This is a genomic window from Ancylobacter mangrovi (assembly GCF_024752355.1).
GTDB classification, from domain to species: domain Bacteria; phylum Pseudomonadota; class Alphaproteobacteria; order Rhizobiales; family Xanthobacteraceae; genus Ancylobacter; species Ancylobacter mangrovi.
Map to the genome: position 1 here is coordinate 79,066 of NZ_JANTHZ010000008.1, position 16,775 is coordinate 95,840.

The 16,775-nt window shown below is 69.9% G+C and carries 18 protein-coding genes and 1 pseudogene; 10 read left to right on the plus strand and 9 right to left on the minus strand.

The genetic code is table 11. The annotated features are described in order from the left end of the window. The first annotated feature begins 6 nt into the window (after positions 1-6). Together ftsY and NVS89_RS16965 are read left to right on the plus strand one after the other, a co-directional pair. Positions 7-948, plus strand: coding sequence for a signal recognition particle-docking protein FtsY (gene ftsY / locus NVS89_RS16960; RefSeq protein WP_258733953.1), 942 nt, complete (start codon positions 7-9; stop codon positions 946-948). Between the two features lie 34 nt (positions 949-982). Next, entirely contained in the window at positions 983-1,582 is a 600-nt protein-coding gene (locus NVS89_RS16965) for a septation protein A (RefSeq protein ID WP_258733954.1), read from the plus strand. Between the two features lie 36 nt (positions 1,583-1,618). Here the strand turns inward: NVS89_RS16965 and NVS89_RS16970 are convergent, their stop codons facing one another. Next, the gene (locus tag NVS89_RS16970; RefSeq protein WP_258733955.1) at positions 1,619-2,665 is read right to left on the minus strand and encodes an aldo/keto reductase; all 1,047 of its coding nucleotides are present in this window, start codon (positions 2,663-2,665) and stop codon (positions 1,619-1,621) included. Positions 2,666-2,755: 90 nt separating this feature from the next. Then, the gene (locus tag NVS89_RS16975; protein WP_258733956.1) at positions 2,756-3,391 is read right to left on the minus strand and encodes an arylesterase; all 636 of its coding nucleotides are present in this window, start codon (positions 3,389-3,391) and stop codon (positions 2,756-2,758) included. 115 nt (positions 3,392-3,506) lie between these two features. Here NVS89_RS16975 and NVS89_RS16980 point away from each other — a divergent pair, with 115 nt between their 5' ends. The 3 genes from NVS89_RS16980 to NVS89_RS16990 all read left to right on the plus strand — a co-directional run bounded on the left by NVS89_RS16980 (position 3,507) and on the right by NVS89_RS16990 (position 7,791). Further along, positions 3,507-4,247: an ABC transporter ATP-binding protein gene (locus NVS89_RS16980; RefSeq protein WP_258733957.1), complete on the plus strand. Its 741-nt coding sequence runs from the start codon at positions 3,507-3,509 to the stop codon at positions 4,245-4,247. Further along, entirely contained in the window at positions 4,244-6,844 is a 2,601-nt protein-coding gene (locus NVS89_RS16985) for an ABC transporter permease (RefSeq protein WP_258733958.1), read from the plus strand. Before NVS89_RS16980 ends, NVS89_RS16985 begins: the two co-directional genes overlap by 4 nt. A 164-nt stretch (positions 6,845-7,008) precedes the next feature. Then, on the plus strand, positions 7,009-7,791 hold the full coding sequence (locus NVS89_RS16990) for a Bax inhibitor-1/YccA family protein (RefSeq protein ID WP_258733959.1): 783 nt from the start codon (positions 7,009-7,011) through the stop codon (positions 7,789-7,791). 92 nt (positions 7,792-7,883) lie between these two features. Here NVS89_RS16990 and NVS89_RS16995 read toward each other — a convergent pair whose 3' ends face one another. Both NVS89_RS16995 and NVS89_RS17000 read right to left on the minus strand, forming a co-directional pair. Further along, positions 7,884-8,150: a hypothetical protein gene (locus tag NVS89_RS16995; protein ID WP_258733960.1), complete on the minus strand. Its 267-nt coding sequence runs from the start codon at positions 8,148-8,150 to the stop codon at positions 7,884-7,886. 72 nt (positions 8,151-8,222) lie between these two features. Further along, complete coding sequence (locus tag NVS89_RS17000; RefSeq protein WP_258733961.1) at positions 8,223-9,050, minus strand: SDR family oxidoreductase; 828 nt, start codon at positions 9,048-9,050, stop codon at positions 8,223-8,225. A 101-nt stretch (positions 9,051-9,151) separates the two neighbouring features. Between NVS89_RS17000 and NVS89_RS17005 the strand changes: the two genes are divergently transcribed. Then, on the plus strand, positions 9,152-10,072 hold the full coding sequence (locus NVS89_RS17005) for a LysR family transcriptional regulator (protein WP_258733962.1): 921 nt from the start codon (positions 9,152-9,154) through the stop codon (positions 10,070-10,072). A gap of 338 nt (positions 10,073-10,410) precedes the next feature. Here NVS89_RS17005 and NVS89_RS17010 read toward each other — a convergent pair whose 3' ends face one another. Beyond that, on the minus strand, positions 10,411-11,046 hold the full coding sequence (locus NVS89_RS17010) for an NrsF family protein (protein ID WP_258733963.1): 636 nt from the start codon (positions 11,044-11,046) through the stop codon (positions 10,411-10,413). After that, positions 11,033-11,599, minus strand: coding sequence for a sigma-70 family RNA polymerase sigma factor (locus NVS89_RS17015; protein ID WP_258733964.1), 567 nt, complete (start codon positions 11,597-11,599; stop codon positions 11,033-11,035). The genes NVS89_RS17010 and NVS89_RS17015 overlap by 14 nt, the downstream gene beginning before the upstream one ends. Positions 11,600-11,816: 217 nt before the next feature. On the opposite strand from NVS89_RS17015, the pseudogene NVS89_RS23035 reads away from it, so the two are divergent. Both NVS89_RS23035 and NVS89_RS17025 read left to right on the plus strand, forming a co-directional pair. Continuing rightward, positions 11,817-12,090 (plus strand): annotated as a pseudogene (locus NVS89_RS23035) (multinuclear nonheme iron-dependent oxidase); the annotation flags it as partial. A gap of 191 nt (positions 12,091-12,281) precedes the next feature. Beyond that, positions 12,282-12,557 carry a DoxX family membrane protein gene (locus tag NVS89_RS17025; RefSeq protein WP_309486566.1) on the plus strand — a complete coding sequence of 92 codons (276 nt, stop codon included), beginning with the start codon at positions 12,282-12,284 and terminating at the stop codon, positions 12,555-12,557. Between the two features lie 87 nt (positions 12,558-12,644). Here the strand turns inward: NVS89_RS17025 and NVS89_RS17030 are convergent, their stop codons facing one another. The 3 genes from NVS89_RS17030 to rutR form a co-directional block, all read right to left on the minus strand. Further along, positions 12,645-13,433, minus strand: coding sequence for a maleate cis-trans isomerase family protein (locus NVS89_RS17030; protein ID WP_258733965.1), 789 nt, complete (start codon positions 13,431-13,433; stop codon positions 12,645-12,647). Positions 13,434-13,742: 309 nt separating this feature from the next. Beyond that, entirely contained in the window at positions 13,743-14,381 is a 639-nt protein-coding gene (locus NVS89_RS17035; RefSeq protein ID WP_258733966.1) for a DsbA family protein, read from the minus strand. A gap of 51 nt (positions 14,382-14,432) precedes the next feature. Further along, the gene (gene rutR / locus NVS89_RS17040; RefSeq protein WP_258733967.1) at positions 14,433-15,092 is read right to left on the minus strand and encodes an HTH-type transcriptional regulator RutR; all 660 of its coding nucleotides are present in this window, start codon (positions 15,090-15,092) and stop codon (positions 14,433-14,435) included. Positions 15,093-15,263: 171 nt separating this feature from the next. Here rutR and NVS89_RS17045 point away from each other — a divergent pair, with 171 nt between their 5' ends. After that, complete coding sequence (locus NVS89_RS17045) at positions 15,264-15,755, plus strand: cytochrome b (protein WP_258733968.1); 492 nt, start codon at positions 15,264-15,266, stop codon at positions 15,753-15,755. 6 nt (positions 15,756-15,761) lie between these two features. Beyond that, the gene (locus tag NVS89_RS17050) at positions 15,762-16,769 is read left to right on the plus strand and encodes an esterase-like activity of phytase family protein (RefSeq protein WP_258733969.1); all 1,008 of its coding nucleotides are present in this window, start codon (positions 15,762-15,764) and stop codon (positions 16,767-16,769) included. Positions 16,770-16,775: the final 6 nt, after the last annotated feature.

Here is a 16,775-nt window from a genome sequence, read left to right on the forward strand (position 1 = left end):
GGCACGATGAACGACACACCCTCCCCCCGCCCCGGATTCTGGAAGCGCCTGACGCAGGGCCTGACGCGCACCGCGTCGAACCTGTCGACCGGCATCACCGACCTGTTCACCAAGCGCAAGCTCGACGCCGGCACGCTGGAGGACCTGGAAGACGTCCTCATCCGCGCCGATCTCGGCGTGGAGACCGCCCAGCGCATCGCCGAGGCGGTCGGCCGAGGCCGCTACGACAAGACCATCGAGCCGGACGAGGTGCGCGCGCTGGTCGCCACCGAGATCGAGGAGATCCTGAAGCCGGTCGCCCATCCGATCGTGTTCGAGGCGCCCGAGCGCCCCTTCGTGCTGCTGATGGTCGGCGTCAACGGCTCGGGCAAGACCACCACCATCGGCAAGCTCGCCTCCACCCTGCGCGCGCAGGGCAAGAGCGTCGTGCTCGCCGCCGGCGACACCTTCCGCGCCGCCGCGATCGAGCAGCTCAAGGTCTGGGCCGGGCGCACCGGTGCCGTGGTGGTCGCGCGCGAGCAGGGCGCGGATGCCGCCGGCGTCGCCTTCGACGCATTGCAGAAGGCGCGCGCCGAGAATGCGGACGTGCTCATCATCGACACCGCCGGCCGGCTGCAGAACCGCGCCGAGCTGATGGCCGAGCTGGAGAAGATCGTCCGCGTGGTGAAGAAGCAGGAGCCCTCCGCCCCGCACGCGGTGGTGCTGACGCTCGACGCCACGGTCGGCCAGAACGCGCTGTCGCAGGTGGAGGCGTTCGCGCGCGTCGCCGGCGTCACCGGCCTCGTCATGACCAAGCTGGACGGCACGGCGCGCGGCGGCATACTGGTGGCGCTCGCCGCCAAATACGGCATCCCGGTTCATCTCATCGGCGTCGGCGAGGGCATCGACGATCTCGAGCCGTTCGAGGCCCGCGACTTCGCCCGCGCCATCGTCGGGCTCGACGACTGAGCCCCCCGAAAGCCTTCCGGAAAAGGTTGACCGAATGAGCGACACGCCCGGCCAAACCAAGCTGCGCACCATGCACCCGGCGATGAAGTTCGCGCTGGAGATGGGGCCGCTCGTCGTGTTCTTCATCGCCAATGCGCGGGCGGGCATCTATGTCGCCACCGCCGCCTTCATGATCGCGACCTTCGCCGCGCTGGCGATGATGTGGCTGCTGGCGCGCAAGATCGCGGTGATGCCGCTCGTCTCGGCGGCGGTGGTGCTGGTGTTCGGCACGCTGACGCTGTGGCTGCAGGACGACCACTTCATCAAGATGAAGCCGACCATCGTCAACGCGCTGTTCGGCCTCGCGCTGCTGGGCGGGCTGGCGCTGAAGAAGCCGCTGCTGCCCTACATACTCGGCGACGTGTTCGTGCTCACCGATCGCGGCTGGCGCGAATTGACCATACGCTGGGGCGTGTTCTTCATCGTCATGGCGGTGGTGAACGAGATCGTCTGGCGCTCGGTGTCGACCGATACCTGGGTCGCATTCAAGACCTTCGGCTACCTGCCGCTCACCCTCGTCTTCGCCATGGCGCAGGTGCCGCTGATGACCCGGCACAGCGCCGAGCCGGCCGCCGGGGCCGACCCGAAGGAATAGGGCGGAGCCGTCGCCCCGCCCGTCCCATGAGACGCACTACGGCGCCGGATTGCCGCGAAGCTGGTGCACCGCGTCGATCTTCGCCGACAGCTCCGGCGTGAAGGCGACGTCGATGGCACCGATGTCGGTCTCGAGCTGCTCCATGGTGGTCGCGCCGATGATGACCGAGGCGACGAACTCCTTGGCGAGGCAGAAGGCGATGGCCATCTGCGATGGGTCGAGCCCCTGCTCGCAGGCGATGGCGAGATAGTCGTCGATCGCCTGTTCGGTGCCGGCATGCTCGTAGCGCTGGCCGCGGTTGAACAGCGCGGTGCGCGAGCCGGCCGGGCGGGCGCCCTTCTGGTACTTGCCGGTCAGGTAGCCCTGCCCCAGCGGCGAATAGGCGAGCAGGCCCACATCCTCGCGCAGGCCCACCTCGGCGAGCGCGGTCTCGTAGGTGCGGTTGAGCAGGTTGTAGGCGTTCTGCACCGAGGCGACGCGCGGGGCGCCGGTGCGCTCCGCCTCGCTGATGAAGCGCATCGTGCCCCAGGCGCTCTCGTTGGAGAGGCCGACATGGCGCACCTTGCCCTCCTTCACCAGCTCGGCGAAGGCGTCGAGCGTCTCGGCGATCGGCACCTCCTCGCCCGCCGGCGTGGTCCAGCGGGTGGGGTTGGCGCCGAACTGCGGCACCGGGCGGCCGGGCCAGTGAAGCTGGTAGAGGTCGATATAGTCGGTCTGCAGCCGCGTCAGGCTCTTGTCGACCGCCTCGCAGATCTGCGCGCGGTCCGGGCGGGCGGGCGCGCCGTCGTCGCGGAACCAGCTCATCTCGGAGAGCCCGCACACCTTGGTGGCGAGGATCACCTTGTCGCGATTGCCGCGCGCCTTGAGCCAGGTGCCGATGATGCGCTCGGTCGAGCCCTGGGTCTCGGCCTTGGGCGGAATGGAATAGAGCTCGGCCGTGTCGAGGAAGTTGATGCCGCGGTCGAGGGCGTAGTCGAGCTGGGCATGGCCCTCGGCTTCGGTGTTCTGCTGGCCGAAGGTCATGGTGCCGAGACAGATGGCACTGACCTCGAGGCCGGTGCGGCCCAGCGGGCGATACTGCATGTCGAATGTCCGGAAAACAGGTCGTGGTCGGGGCGCGAACCTAGCCCGGCCTACCCCGTCACCGCAAGCCGCCGGCCGGCCAGCCTGCGCTCAGCCGGATTTGCGCGTGGCGATGTCCTTCACGAAGGCCTCGACCACGGGCAGCATGCGCTGCACGATCAGCTTCACCCCCTCGGGCGTGGGGTGCATGCCGTCGGCCTGGTTCAGCTTGGTGCCGCCCGCCACGCCGTGGAGGAAGAACGGGTAGAGCGGCACGCCGTACTTTTCCGCCAGCTTCGGATAGATTGGATTGAAGCGCGCGGCGTAGTCCGGCCCGAGATTGGGCGGCGCCAGCATCCCGGCCAGCAGGACCGGAATGTGCCGCTGCTTCAGCCGCGCCAGCATGTCGTCGAGCGCCTTCTCGGTGATGGCCGGATCGATGCCGCGCAGCGCGTCGTTGGCGCCGAGCTCGAGGATGACGCCGTCCGTGCCGTCCGGCACCGACCAGTCGATGCGCGCGAGGCCCGCGCTCGACGTGTCGCCGGAGACGCCGGCATTCTCGATCGTCACGTCGTAGCCCTTGGCCTTCAGCGCCGCCTCGAGCACCACCGGAAAGGCCTGGTTCCCCTGCAGGCCGTAGCCGGCGGTGAGGCTGTCGCCGAACGCGACCAGATGGATCGGCTCGGCGCGGGCGGCGGCCGGCGCGATCAATCCGGCGAGAGCGAGGGCCGCAAAGGCGGCCGCCACAGCCTGCCGGGCCTTTCGTCCGCGATGCGGTGCACCATATGGTGACCTTTCGCCCGCCGTGCTGACGCAAGGTCGCCGCAGGCCGAGTAACGCACCGACGAACGCAAAGGCCACCATGCCGTCCAGCTCCCAGTCCAATCCCGACAGTTCCGATCCCGCCATCCGCCTCGATCAGGTCGAGCTGTCGCTCGGCTCCGGTGCGGCCCGGGTCCACATTCTCAAGGGTGTGTCGCTCAATATAGGTCAGGGTGAGGCGGTTGGCCTCATCGGACCGTCGGGATCGGGCAAGTCGAGCCTGCTGATGGTGCTCGCGGGGCTGGAGCAGGCCGACAGCGGCAGCGTCACCGTCGCCGGCGAGGAGCTGACGCGGCTCGACGAGGACGCGCTGGCGCGCTTCCGCGGCCGCCATGTCGGCATCGTGTTCCAGGCCTTCCACCTCATCCCAACCATGACGGCGATCGAGAACGTCGCCGTGCCGCTGGAGCTTGCCGGCCGCGCCGACGCCTTCGAGCGCGCGGCTGCGGAGCTGACCGCGGTCGGCCTCGGGCACCGGCTCGACCACTATCCCGCCCAGCTTTCCGGCGGCGAGCAGCAGCGGGTCGCGGTAGCGCGCGCACTGGCGCCGGAGCCGCGCATCCTCGTCGCCGACGAGCCGACCGGCAATCTCGACGAGGCGACCGGCCGGCAGATCATGGACCTGCTGTTCGCGGCGCAGGCGCGGCGCGGGGCGACGCTGGTGATCGTCACCCACGACCCGGCGCTCGCCAACCGATGCGACCGCACGGTCCGCCTGCGTTCGGGCGAGATCGTGCCCGACGCCGGGGCGGCGGGCACGCCGGCGGGGGCGCCGGCATGAGCCTCACCAGCCTGCGCTCCACGGCGGGCACCGGCCGGCCGCCGGCCCTCGGCCCGACGGCACGTTCCTCGCTGGCGCTGCGCTTCGCCCTGCGCGAGCTGCGCGGCGGCCTGCGCGGCTTCGGCGTGTTCCTCGCCTGCCTCGCGCTGGGCGTCGCGGCCATCGCCGGCGTCGGCTCCTTCTCGCGCTCGCTCACCGACGGGCTGGCGCGCGAGGGCACCTCGCTGCTCGGGGGCGACGCCGCCTTCACGCTGGTGCAGCGCGAGGCGAGCGCGGACGAGATGGGTCTGCTGCGCGCCGGCGGCACCGTCTCCAGCGTGGCGACGCTGCGCGCCATGGCCCGCGCCGGCACGGGCGACGCCCTCACCTCGAGCCTGGTCGAGGCCAAGGCGGTGGACGGCCACTACCCGATGGTCGGCGCGGTCGAGCTCGAGCCGCCCCAGCCGCTGCAGGGCGCGCTCGCCCGCGAAGGCGACGCCTTCGGCGCGGTGGCGGACCCGCTGCTGGCGGAGCGGCTGAACCTGAAGACCGGCGACCGTTTCCAGCTCGGCTCGGCGACGCTGGTGCTGAAGGGGCTGATCACCCGCGAGCCGGACGTGCTGGCGACCGGCATCGGCTTCGGCCCACGGCTGATGATCTCGCTCGACGCGCTCCACGCCTCGGCCCTGCTGCAGCCGGGCAGCCTGGTGCACTGGCACTACCGGGTGAAGCTCGACCGCCCCGCGACGCTGACCGATTTCCTCGACAGCGTGCAGAAGGGCGCGCCGCAGTCCGGCTTCGAGGTCCGCACCCGCGAGGCCGCGACGCCGCGCCTCGAAACCAACGTGAAGCGCTTCACCGAATATCTCACCCTGGTCGGGCTCACCGCGCTGCTGGTCGGGGGCGTCGGCGTCGCCAATGCGGTGAAGAGTCATCTCGACACCAAGCGCTCGGTCATCGCCACGCTGAAGAGCCTCGGCGCGCCGGGCGGAACCGTGTTCTCGGTCTATCTGGTCGAGGTCGGCCTGATCGCGGCGGTCGGTATCGCGCTCGGCCTCGCGGTCGGCGCGGCGCTGCCCTTCGCGTTGAACGCCGCCTTCGGCTATCTGCTCCCGGTGCCGATCGAGCCGGGCGTACAGCCCATGGCGCTGGTGCTTGCGACCCTCTACGGCGCGCTGATCGCGCTCGCCTTCGCGCTGTGGCCGCTCGGCCTCTCGCACGACGTGCCGGTCTCGGCGCTGTTCCGCGACGACGTGGAGGCCGGGCCCCGCCGCCCGCGCCGCGCCTATGTGGTGATGACGGCGCTGGCCGTCGGCGCGCTGGCGGTGCTGGCGGTGCTCGCCTCCGAGGACCGGCGGATCGCGATCTACTACCTCGTCGCGGCGGCCAGCGTGCTGGTGACGTTGCGCCTGGTCGGGCTCGCCATCATGGCGCTGGCGCGCCGCCTGCCCCGGCCGCGCAACACCAGCGCGCGGCTGGCGCTCGCCAACATCCACCGGCCGGCGGCGCTGACGCCGACCATCGTGCTCTCGCTCGGCCTCGGGCTGACGCTGCTGGTGACTCTGGCGTTGATCGACCGCAGCCTGACGCGCGAACTCACCGCCAGCCTGCCGGCGCAGGCGCCGAGCTTCTTCTTCCTCGACATTCCGAGCACGCAGGAGAGCGAGTTCACCCGCTACGTGCAGGACAAGGCGCCTTCCGGCGACGTCGAGATCGTGCCCATGCTGCGCGGCCGGCTGATCTCGCTCGGCGGACGGCCGGTGGAGGACATCACCCCGCCGCCGGAATTCGCCTGGGTGCTCTCCTCCGACCGCGGCGTCACCTATGCCCGCAAGGTGCCGGAGGGCTCCACCGTCGCCGAGGGGCAGTGGTGGGCGCCCGACTATACCGGCCCGCCCCTGGTCTCGTTCGAGAAGGAGATCGCCGACGCCTTCGGGCTCAAGATCGGCGACACCGTCACCGTCAACGTGCTCGGGCGCACCATCACCGCCAAGATCGCCAATCTGCGCGAGGTGGAATGGGAGCGGCTCTCGATCAATTTCGTGATGGTGTTCTCGCCCAGCACCTTCGCCGGGGCGCCGCACACGCTGCTCGCCACGCTGAGCCTGCCGGACGGGGGCTCGGACGCCACCGAGCGCGCCGTCGCCCGCGCCGTCGCCACCGACTTTCCCGCCGTCACCGCGGTGCGGGTGAAGGAGGCGCTGACCCAGATCGGCGAGATCGTCGGTAACCTCCTGATGGCGATCCGCGGCGCCAGCCTCGTCACCCTCGTCGCCAGCGTGCTGGTGCTCGCGGGCGCGCTCGCCGCCGGCCAGCACCACCGGGTCTATGACGCGGTGATCCTCAAGACGCTCGGCGCCACAAGGGCGCGGCTGGTGGGCGCCTATGCGCTGGAATATGCCGCGCTCGGTCTCGTCACCGCCGTGGTGGCGGTCGGCGCCGGCACGGTCGCGGCCTATGTGGTGGTGACGCAGGTGATGAACCTCGCCTTCTCGTGGTCGAGCGGGGCGGCGCTGGGCGCGGCGGGGGTCGCGCTGGTGCTCACCGTCGGCTTCGGGCTCATCGGTACGTGGCGCGCGCTCGGGCAGAAACCGGCCCGCATCCTGCGCAATCTGTAGCGGGGTAGCGGCGCCTCCGGCGCCTAACGCTAGGTCAATCCTGTCGCAAACTTCACTTGCGGCGGGGCGATGGGAACCTCATATTCCTGTCGGGTTTCCAACGGAGGCCATCCGGCATCGTGTCGGAGGCTGCCCGCACAGAGGTTATTGGGAGAGGATCGTCCATGTCCGACTTCAACCGCAACGTCTCCGTGCCGCGCTTCGGAGCGACGGCGACGCGGACGCAGGCCGAGATCGACCAGGGCCTGCGCGCATACATGCTGCGCGTCTACAACTACATGACGCTCGGCCTCGCCATCACCGGCGCCGCGGCGCTCGGCATCTACATGCTCGCCGTCTCGGACGTGCCGACCACGGTCGCGCTCGCCCCGAACGTCTACCTCACGCAGTTCGGCGCCGCGCTGTTCCTCAGCCCGCTGCGCTGGGTGGTGATGCTCGCCCCTCTGGCGGCGGTGTTCTTCCTCAGCTTCCGGGTCGACCGGATGAGCGTCGGCGCGGCGCAGATCGTGTTCTGGCTCTATGCGGCGCTAGTCGGCATCTCGCTGTCGTCGATCCTGCTGGTCTACACGCATGAAAGCGTGGTGCGGGTGTTCTTCATCACCGCCGCCGCCTTCGGTGCGCTGAGCCTCTACGGCTACACCACGACGCGCAGCCTGTCGGCGATGGGCTCGTTCCTGATGATGGGCCTGTTCGGCATCATCATCGCGATGGTGGTGAACATCTTTCTCGCCTCCTCGATGCTGCAGTTCGTCATCTCGGTGGCGGGCGTGCTGATCTTCTCGGGCCTCACCGCCTACGACACGCAGCGCATCAAGGAGATGTACTTCGCGGGCGACGACGACGTGGTCGCCGGCCGCAAGGCGATCATGGGCGCGCTGACGCTCTATCTCGACTTCATCAACCTGTTCCTGATGCTGCTGCAGCTGTTCGGCAACCGCAACAACTGAGCGGACAGCACATCCCGACGGACGAAGCCCCGGCGCGAGCCGGGGCTTTTTTCATGTGCGGACAGGTTTCTGCGCGGGCGCGGGCCGGCCGCCTACCAGCGCAGATTCTCCTCCAGCCAGTGGTTCACCTCGCGAAAGCCCATGCCGCGATAGGGCTTGCGCAGCAGCGCCACATAGAGGCCGTCCCGGTCCTGCGTGAAGGCGCGCAGGCGGAAGAACAGCTCCTCGTCGGTCTCGGCGGTGCTCACCGCATAGGTGGTGGGCCCGAGCTGCGTCCACGATGTGAGCTTGATGGCGTCGACCATGGCGTCGACATTGGCTGGATTCCTGAGGTCGAAGGTGACCATGAAGACGGACATGAGAACTCCCGCACGGCATGCTGCCCCAGCGGCAAGCATGCCGCGTGCCAGCCTCCGCCGCCACCTCGCCGCCTAGGCCGCGCCGGAGAAGCGCTGGCGCAGCAGCGCCATATAGGCCTCCTCCGAGCCCTCGCGCCGGGCGGCGACCAGCGGACGGATATCCTCGGTGGCGACATAGCGCAGCCGGTCGCTGTCGTCGCTCGCGGCCCGGTAGATCACCTCGACCACGTCGGCCTCGCTCGCGAGCCGCTCGCCGCGCAGGCCCGCGAACAGCGCGGCAGTGCGCTCGACGAAGCGGTCATAGTCGGGAATCGAGGCGGCGCCCGCCGCCTCCTGCGTGCTGCGCCGGCCGAAATCGGTGCTCAGCACCCCGCCCGGCTCGACGAGCTTCACCCTGATGTTCTGCGAGGCGAGTTCGAAAGAGAGCGATTCCGAGAAGCCCTCCAGCGCGAACTTGCTGGCGCAGTAGAGCGAGATCATCGGCAGGGTGAACACCCCCGCGCCGGAGGAGACGTTCACGATCACGCCCCCGCCATTGGCGCGCATATGCGGCAGCACCGCCCGCGTGACATCCATCACGCCGAACAGGTTCACCTCGAACTGCTCGATCACCTTCGCGCGCGGCGTGGCCTCGAACAGGCCGAACAGGCCGTAGCCCGCATTGTTGACGACCACGTCGATGCGCCCGAAGCGCGCAATGCCGGCATCGAGCGCCGCCGCGATGCTGTCGCGGTCCTGCACGTCCAGCCGGGTGACCAGCACGTTATCGGCAGCGAGGTCGGCGCCCGCCTCGGGACGGCGCATGGTGGCCACCACGTTCCAGCCCTGCTGCGCGAAATGGAGGGCTGCCGCGCGGCCGAAGCCGGTGGAGCAGCCGGTGATCAGAACGGTCTTCGTCATCTGTCTCGCCTCGTGAGGTGTGTAAGCGAGGGACAGATGGGTTTTGCCGTTGTGGAAATAAGCGGCATATTCCGGCACTCTTTGATGCAGGATCGCGAACAATGCGCAAGACCGGCCTGTTCGAGCTGAAGGCCGTCGCCGCCGTGGCGGCGCATCGCAGCTTTCGCGCCGCCGCCATCGAGCTCGACACCTCGCCCTCGGCGCTGAGCCATGCGGTGAGCGCGCTCGAGGCGCGGATGGGCGTGCGCCTGTTCCACCGCACCACGCGCAGCGTCGCGCTCTCAGAAGCGGGGATGCGCTTCCTCACCCGCCTCGGCCCGGCGCTGGGCGAGATCGGGCAGGCGTTCGAGGATGCGCGCTCCTCCCATGAGAGCCCCTCGGGCACGCTGCGCATCAACGTCTCGGAAGGCGCGGCGCAGCAGATCTTCACGCCGGTCATGCTGGCCTTCCTCGGGCGCTACCCGCAGATGCGGCTCGACCTCCTCAGCGAGGAGCGCCTCGTCGACATCGTGGCGGACGGCTTCGACGCCGGCATCCGGCTGATCGACTCGGTGCCTCAGGACATGATCGCCGTGCCGGTCGGCCCGGTGCAGAGCATGGCCGCCGTGGCGACGCCGGCCTATCTCGCCGCCCACGGCACGCCGCACGTCCCGACCGATCTCTCCGGCCACGAATGCATCAGGCTGCGATTGCCGAGCGGCAAGCTCTACCGCTGGGAGTTCGGCCGCCACGGCGAGGAAATGGAGCTGGACGTCGAGGGCCGGCTCACCCTGTCCAGCCACACGCTCGGCATCGAGGCGGCGCTCGCCGGCTTCGGCATCGCCTATGCCTCGGAATGGTTCGTGCGCGAGCATCTGGCGAGCGGCCGGCTGGTGCGCGTGCTGGAGGACTGGACGCCGCCCTATGACGGGCTGGCGCTCTACTATCCCGGCCACCGGCTGGTCCCCGCCGGGCTGCGCGCGCTGGTCGAGCTGGTGCGGGAGAGCCAGCACTGGCGCCGCGCGGAGATGGCGGCTTCCTGATCGGGCGACGGGCCGGCCTCCTGACGTACAGTCCGGCCTCGAGGCAACGGCCGCCGGGGCACGCGGGAGGCATGAGGAGACGGGCTGGAGATCTTCGGCCCGGTCGCCGCGGTGCTCAGCTTCGCGACCGGGGAGCAGGCGATCCGCCTCCCACACGAGGCCGGGCTTGGCCTCGCCTGCCCGTTCTTCGCCTTCGCGTCTCGCAAGGCCGGCGCGACGGTCAGGTCGGCATCGACGCCGGCGCGATCACCACGAGGCGGCCGTTCGGCCGGTGACGAAATCCGGCATCGAGGGTTTTGGGAACGTCGAATAGGTCTGCGTCAGCCTCCCTGACCGGCTCACCAGCGCAGCAGGCGCCGGCCGGCGAAGAAGCCGGCCGTGGTCACGATGGCGATGCCCAGCATGTACCAGGTCGCCACGAAGAGCGGGCTGTCGTCCGGGCAGTGCCAGGCATAGAGCGCGGCGCCGATGGCGCTCGCCGCGAGGCCGGCGGCGGCCCCGGCAAGGCCCGGGCTGTCCGGCGCCCCCTCGCGCAGCGCGTAAAGCAGGGCACCCAGCGGCGCCAGAGACAGCACGGGGATGAAGAACACGCAGAAGGCGGCGTTCGCGCCTTCGAGGCTCGCCATCCAGTGCGCGGGCGGCACCACCATCAGTTCCGTTCCGATCGCCGCCAGCAATACCGCCACCAGCCCCGCCAGCAGCAGCAGGCGCCGTCCCAGCGGAGCGCCGGGCCGCCCGACGCGGAACACCAGCGCCGCGGCGGACACCGCCAGCGCAAGCGTGAAGCAGACCTTGAACAGCACCCGCGCGGTCTCGAATACGCTGACGAGATTGTGCCGCAGGCCGACCGACACCAGCAGCACGACGGCCGACACCACCACGCCGGCGACGAGCGCGAGCGCGAGGGCGCGCCCGAGCCGCATGCGCACCGGCGCGTCGGCCGCCATCAGGCTGATGAGATCAGTCGTCTTCACCGTCCGACCTCCGATAGATCGCCGCCAGCGACTTCAGCGCGCGGTGCAGGGCGACGCGCACCGCCCCCTCGCTCATGCTGAGCCGCTGGGCGGTCTCCCGCACCCCCGCGCCCTCCAGCGAGATGGAGCGGACGATGTCGCGCTGCGGCTCCTTCAGCTTGTCCAGCATGTGCTCGACGTCGATCCGGTCCGAGCCGTCGGTGCGGTCGTCGAGCGCGGGAAGCTCGGCGATGTCCTCGACCGGCACGCTGGTCTCGCGTCCACGCCGGCGCAGCGCGTCGATCAGCTTGTTGCGCACGATGGTGGCGAGCCACGGGCCGATCGGCCGCGCCGGGTCCCATGTCCCGCGCTTCAGGTGAACCGCCAGCAGCACTTCCTGCACGATATCCTCCGCTTCGCTGGCCGGCGCGCCGAATGCCGCACAGCGGCGCCGCGCCAGGCTGCGCAGATGAGGCGTCACAGCGGATAGGAAACGATGATAGGCCGCGCTGTCGCCATCGATGGCGAGACGCATCCACTCGGCCCATTCCTGCTCGCGGGCTGAACTGCTCACCCGACATCTTCCTCTACGGCGCTGCGAGCGCTTTCGTTACCGGCCGCCCATCGAATCCGCCAGCCCCTCGCGCGCAGGACGTCTTCCGGCGCCCCACCGCGGCCGGAAAGAGATCGGCGAGAAAGTACCCGCCCCTTCTGTAACGTTTCCTGCGCCGGCTGCGTAGCCCTGGAGGTCCGACGAAAGAGCTGGCCTTCCCGCGGGTGACAGGCCACGAGCGGCGGCGTCCGGCTGCGGGCTGCTGCTCGACGTGAACAACGTGTTCGTCGCCGCCACTCGTCACGGCCGCGACCCGCGCCTACCGCCGGCGCACCGCTACTCACGACACCCCGGTCAGGGACCAGGTATGGGCGTTCTACGAAGAGGTGCTGGCACGCACCGGGCCGGTGGCGACGCTGATCGAATGGGACAACGACGTCCCCGACTGACCGGCGCTGCGCGCCGAAGCCGCCGCAGAGGCACTGCTCGCCCGGGCGGAGGAGACCAGAAGCTGGATATGCGGACGCCGCCGACTTCGCCGATTTCATAGCCGGCTCCGAACCGGTGCTCGAGTTTACCGACCTGCCCGACCTGGCGCGGCTGCCATCGGGGTGCAGGCCTAAAACGCTGCCGGCGTCTCCGGCCTTCCGGGCACGTCCAGGACGACGCGATCAGCCCCATCGCCCGGCTCTCCATCGCCAGCGTGATCTGGCAGTCCGGCCAGACCGAGGTCGACGGCTGGCACCTGAAGGACGCCGCGGTCCAGCTGTACGAGCACGAGTACCGGCTGCCGCTGATCGCCCCGACCCTCGCCGCCCATCTGGCCGCGACGGCCGAGCACCTGTTCCCGGTGCTGCCGGTGATCGGCCTCGCCACCCGACGCTCGGCGCTGGCGCTACTCGGCATGCCGCTGGTGATCGCGATATCTGTCTATCCCGACGCGGGCCGACACACGGCACCTGGGCAGCGTGCCTGCTGATCATCATCGCCCGCGGTCCGGGCGTGGCCTCGCTCGACCATCTTGTTGCCCGGCGCTTCGGCCTGTCGGGGCCTGAGGCTCCCGCCCTCAGGCGATGCCCGGCGCCAGCCGCCGGGCGAACAGCCGGCCATAGCCGGGGCGCGCGCCGTCGATGCCGGCCACCTCGAGGCAATGCCAGAACGAGGCCTGAACGGCCGAGATCACCGGCTTGCCCAGCGCCGTCTCCAGTGCCTCGATCGCGCCCGAGGAGCGGAAATTGGTGCAGGAGATGAAGATCGCCGTCGCGTCCGGGTGGTCGCAGGCGACCACATGGTCGAACACCTGCTCGAGCGGCACCTCGGCCAGCGCCCAGTCCTCGTCGATGCCAAGATTGCCGCTGTTCAGCACCGGATGGCCGTTCGATTCGAGGAAGTTGATGGCGCGCTCGTGGATGGAATCGACATAGGGCGTCGCCAGCGCCACCGGGCCGGCCTTCACCTCGCGCAGCGCCGCGAGCGAGGCGGTGGAGGCGGTGGTCGCCTTCACGCCGGGCGCCCAGCGTTCCATGCGCCCGATCAACCCCGTGTCGTAGGCGGTGCCGTAGACGAAGGAGGCGCTGGTGCCGCCGAAGCACATGACGTCGATCGGCGCCGAGCCGACGAGGCGCGCGGACTGCTCCAGCTCCGGCGCGTTCATCATCGCGTCGATGCCTTCCAGCGTCACCTTGGGCAGGCGCAGGCGCGTGGTGTGGACGGAGAGCCCCGGTGCGGCCATCGCCGCCCACTCGGCGTCCATCACGATGCTGGAGGCGATATAGATCAGCCCCAGCCGGCCCAGCGTGCCGTAGCCGTCATAGCGGAAGCCCGCCCGGGCCTGCGTGCCAGTGGGAAGGCTCATCTGCGAAGATCCCCGATTTGCCGCAGCGTCCGCGCCGGAGATGGCGGTCGGACGGCGGGCCACGCCCGAATTGTCATGGACGACATTGAAAATATCGATCATGGGAATAAAATTTACTCATGATCGACGCTGCCACGTCATCGCATCCGTCCCCTCGGATAGGCGATCCGCCGGCGAACGACAAGTTATTACTTTAACTAATCTATTGAATTAAATTAGCTGATCCTGACGAGACGCCGCGACCGGCGGCCAGGAGAGGCGACCGCTCGGCGCGCACGCCGCTCCGGCATTCGGCGGGCTCGCCGCGGCTTACTTGCCCGCGGCGCGGTTGCGGGCGTCCTCGACCACCTCGCGGAACCCGTCATAGTCCAGCGCCGCCGCCACCTTGTACGGGCCGACGAGGAACACCGGCGTGCCGGGAAGCTGAAGCGCCTCGGCCTGCTCGTTGTTGCGCCGGAGCAGGGCGCCGATGTCGCCGATATGGGTCTTGAGATCGCCGCCGAGGCGCTTGCGGTCGATGTCGGTCGCCTTCAGCGCCGCTTCCAGCCGCTCCACCGAGACCGGGCCGGTGATCGACATCAGCGCCTTGTGGGCGGCCTGATATTTCCCCTGATACTTGGCGGCGAGCGCGAATTGCGCGGCGGTGACCGAACTCTGCGCCAGCACCGGCCAATCCTTGTAGACGAGGCGGATGCCGCCATCCTCGCGCACCAGCCGCTCCAGCGCGGGCATGGAGCGGCGGCAATAGCCGCAATTATAGTCGAAGAAGGCGACGATGGTGACGTCGCCCTTCGGGTTGCCGCCGACCGGCGTCTCGGGGTCGAACAGCAACGCCTCGACGTCGAGCGGGCGCCCGCCGAACTGGCTCGGGTCGGTCGAGGGCGCGGCGATCAGGGTCGCGGCGAGCGTGGCGCCGAGGGCGGAGCGGAGCAGTGCACGCCGGTGCATGGCGACTTCCTTCCGGTGAACGGCGCGGGGCCGGCGGGCGCCCCCTCGGCCTCAGGCAGGCGGACGTATGCGCACGCCGTCGAGGATGATGCGCTGGATGTTGCGCACAGCCTCTTCGGCAAATCGGTCGTCGTCCAGCCCCGTATCGAGCAATGCGTCGATCTGCACCGCGAAATCGGCGTAGTGCTGCGTCGTCGCCCAGATGGAGAAGATCAGGTGGTGCGGGTCCACCGGCGCCAGCCGGCCCTGCGCCACCCATTCACGGATCATCGCGGCCTTGGCGTCGACCAGTTCCTTGAGCGAGGTCTCGAGTTCGCGGCGCAGCAGGGGGGCGCCCTGGACGATCTCGAGGCAGAACAGCCGCGACGCCTCCGGGTGGCTGCGCGAGAATTCCACCTTGCGCCGGATGTAGTCGGCGATCCCCTTCACCGGGTCGCTGTCGCGCTCCAGTGCCCGCAGCGGCGCCAGCCACTGGTCCAGCAGGCGGCGCAGCACGTCGACATACACCTCCTCCTTGGAGGCGAAATAGTAGAACAGGTTGGTCTTGGAGACCGCCGCCTGCTCGGCGATCTGCTCGACCGTCGTGCCATGCAGCCCGTTGCAGGAGAACAGCCCCAGCGCCGCGTCGAGGATCGCCGAGCGCTTGGCCTCGATCTGCTTCAGCCGGCGCGGCGTCTTGGGATAGACCGAGCGCCCGCCGGGGCCCGGCACCGCCGCGCCGGCAGCGGAAGCCCCGCTCCCGGTCCGGCGTCCCGTTGATGCGGCACGTGCCAAAGACTGCTCCCGACCCTCTTGTCTTGTTCGTGACATGGCACGGAAAACATTTGCACCGCAATATGTCCGCCGATCCGCCGGAACGAATCGCGCAAGACGGAGCCTGCGATGCCGACCAAGTATGACCGTGTGGCCATCGCCCTTCACTGGGTGATCGCCGCGCTGATCCTCGTGCAGTTCGCCACCGGCTGGACATGGGGTTTCGCCGAGCGCGGCTCGGCCCCGCGCTTCTACCTGTTCCGCATCCATCTGTTCTCCGGCTACGCCATACTGGCGCTGGCGGTGCTGCGCATCGGCTGGCGGATGACGCACCGCGCGCCCGTCCTGCCGCCGGGCATGTCGCGCCCGCTGGAGATCGCCGCCCACGCCACGCACGGCCTGCTCTATCTCGCCATCGTGGTGCAGCCGGTGCTCGGCATCATCACCATTTCCGGGCTCGGCCGCACGCTCGGCTGGCCCGGTCCGGTGCATGTGGCGCTGGCCTTCGTGATCGCCGGCATCGTCGCGCTGCACGTCGCCGCCGCGCTCTGGCACCAGTTCATACGGCGCGACGCGCTCGTCGAGCGCATGCTGCCGGCGCGCGTGAAGCGCAGCGGATAGCTCGTCATGAGGTTCGCTGTCCGCCCCCGCGCCCTCCGCGCCATCCTGTCAGCCGCCTGGCTCGCCGCCGGCACCCTCGCCTGCGCCGCGCAATCCGTGCCGGTCGAGATCACCTCCACGCCGATCCGGCGCTTCGACGCCAGCGGCGCGATCGAGTTCGGCGCGCTCCGCTTCCTGGGCGGGCTGGTGCTCACCTCCCCCGCGCCGGACTTCGGCGGGATATCGGGCATGTCGATCGACCCGGACGGCGCCGGCTTCCTCGCCGTCACCGACCACGGCTACTGGCTGAAGGCCCGCATCGGCACGCAGGACGGCCGCCCGACCGGAATCAGCGACGCCTTCATGGCGCCGATGCTGGGCAAGAACCGCCAGCCGCTGGCGAAGTCCGGGCGGCGCGACGTCGAATCGCTCACCCGTACCCCGTCGGGCTACGCCGTCGGCATCGAGCGCAAGCAGGAGATCTGGCTGTTTCCCGACGACGCGCCGCTGACGACGGCGGGAAGGCCGCTCGTCACCGGCGCCCCGCTCGCCGCGCTGGGCTCCAATGAGGGGATCGAGGCGCTCATCGCCCCGCCGGACGGCACGCCCGCCGCTCTGGTCGCGATCGCCGAGCAGAGCCCGACCGATCCGGCGACGCTGCCCGGCTTCCTGTTCCGCTCGCTCGATCGGGCGACACTGGCCGGCACGTTCTCGATCGCCCGCGACGACGAGTTCTCGGCGACCGACGCGGCGATCTCCGATGACGGCATGGTCTATCTGCTGGAGCGCCGCTTCGACCTGATGCGCGGTGTGGCGATGCGCATCCGCCGCTTCCCGCTGAGCGAGGTGAAGCCCGGGGCGCAGATCGTGGGCGAGACGCTGATCACCGCGAACCGGGCGGCCTCGATCGACAACATGGAAGCGATCGGCCTCTCGCGCGACGAAGAGGGCCGGCTGATCATCACCCTGCTGTCGGACGACAATTTCTCGATGCTCCAGCGCACGCTGCTGCTGCGCTTCGCGGTGCTGCGCTAGGACGCA

Excerpts from the sequence above, each read along its gene's own strand:
- NVS89_RS17045 (WP_258733968.1), top strand. The coding sequence starts at position 15,264 with ATGCCGACCAAGTATGACCGTGTGGCCATCGCCCTTCACTGGGTGATC.
- ftsY (WP_258733953.1), top strand. The coding sequence starts at position 7 with ATGAACGACACACCCTCCCCCCGCCCCGGATTCTGGAAGCGCCTGACG.
- NVS89_RS17030 (WP_258733965.1), bottom strand. The coding sequence starts at position 13,433 with ATGAGCCTTCCCACTGGCACGCAGGCCCGGGCGGGCTTCCGCTATGAC.
- NVS89_RS16970 (WP_258733955.1), bottom strand. The coding sequence starts at position 2,665 with ATGCAGTATCGCCCGCTGGGCCGCACCGGCCTCGAGGTCAGTGCCATC.
- NVS89_RS16990 (WP_258733959.1), top strand. The coding sequence starts at position 7,009 with ATGTCCGACTTCAACCGCAACGTCTCCGTGCCGCGCTTCGGAGCGACG.
- NVS89_RS17005 (WP_258733962.1), top strand. The coding sequence starts at position 9,152 with ATGCGCAAGACCGGCCTGTTCGAGCTGAAGGCCGTCGCCGCCGTGGCG.
- NVS89_RS17035 (WP_258733966.1), bottom strand. The coding sequence starts at position 14,381 with ATGCACCGGCGTGCACTGCTCCGCTCCGCCCTCGGCGCCACGCTCGCC.
- NVS89_RS16995 (WP_258733960.1), bottom strand. The coding sequence starts at position 8,150 with ATGTCCGTCTTCATGGTCACCTTCGACCTCAGGAATCCAGCCAATGTC.
- NVS89_RS16985 (WP_258733958.1), top strand. The coding sequence starts at position 4,244 with ATGAGCCTCACCAGCCTGCGCTCCACGGCGGGCACCGGCCGGCCGCCG.
- NVS89_RS17050 (WP_258733969.1), top strand. The coding sequence starts at position 15,762 with ATGAGGTTCGCTGTCCGCCCCCGCGCCCTCCGCGCCATCCTGTCAGCC.
- NVS89_RS17000 (WP_258733961.1), bottom strand. The coding sequence starts at position 9,050 with ATGACGAAGACCGTTCTGATCACCGGCTGCTCCACCGGCTTCGGCCGC.
- NVS89_RS16980 (WP_258733957.1), top strand. The coding sequence starts at position 3,507 with ATGCCGTCCAGCTCCCAGTCCAATCCCGACAGTTCCGATCCCGCCATC.
- NVS89_RS16965 (WP_258733954.1), top strand. The coding sequence starts at position 983 with ATGAGCGACACGCCCGGCCAAACCAAGCTGCGCACCATGCACCCGGCG.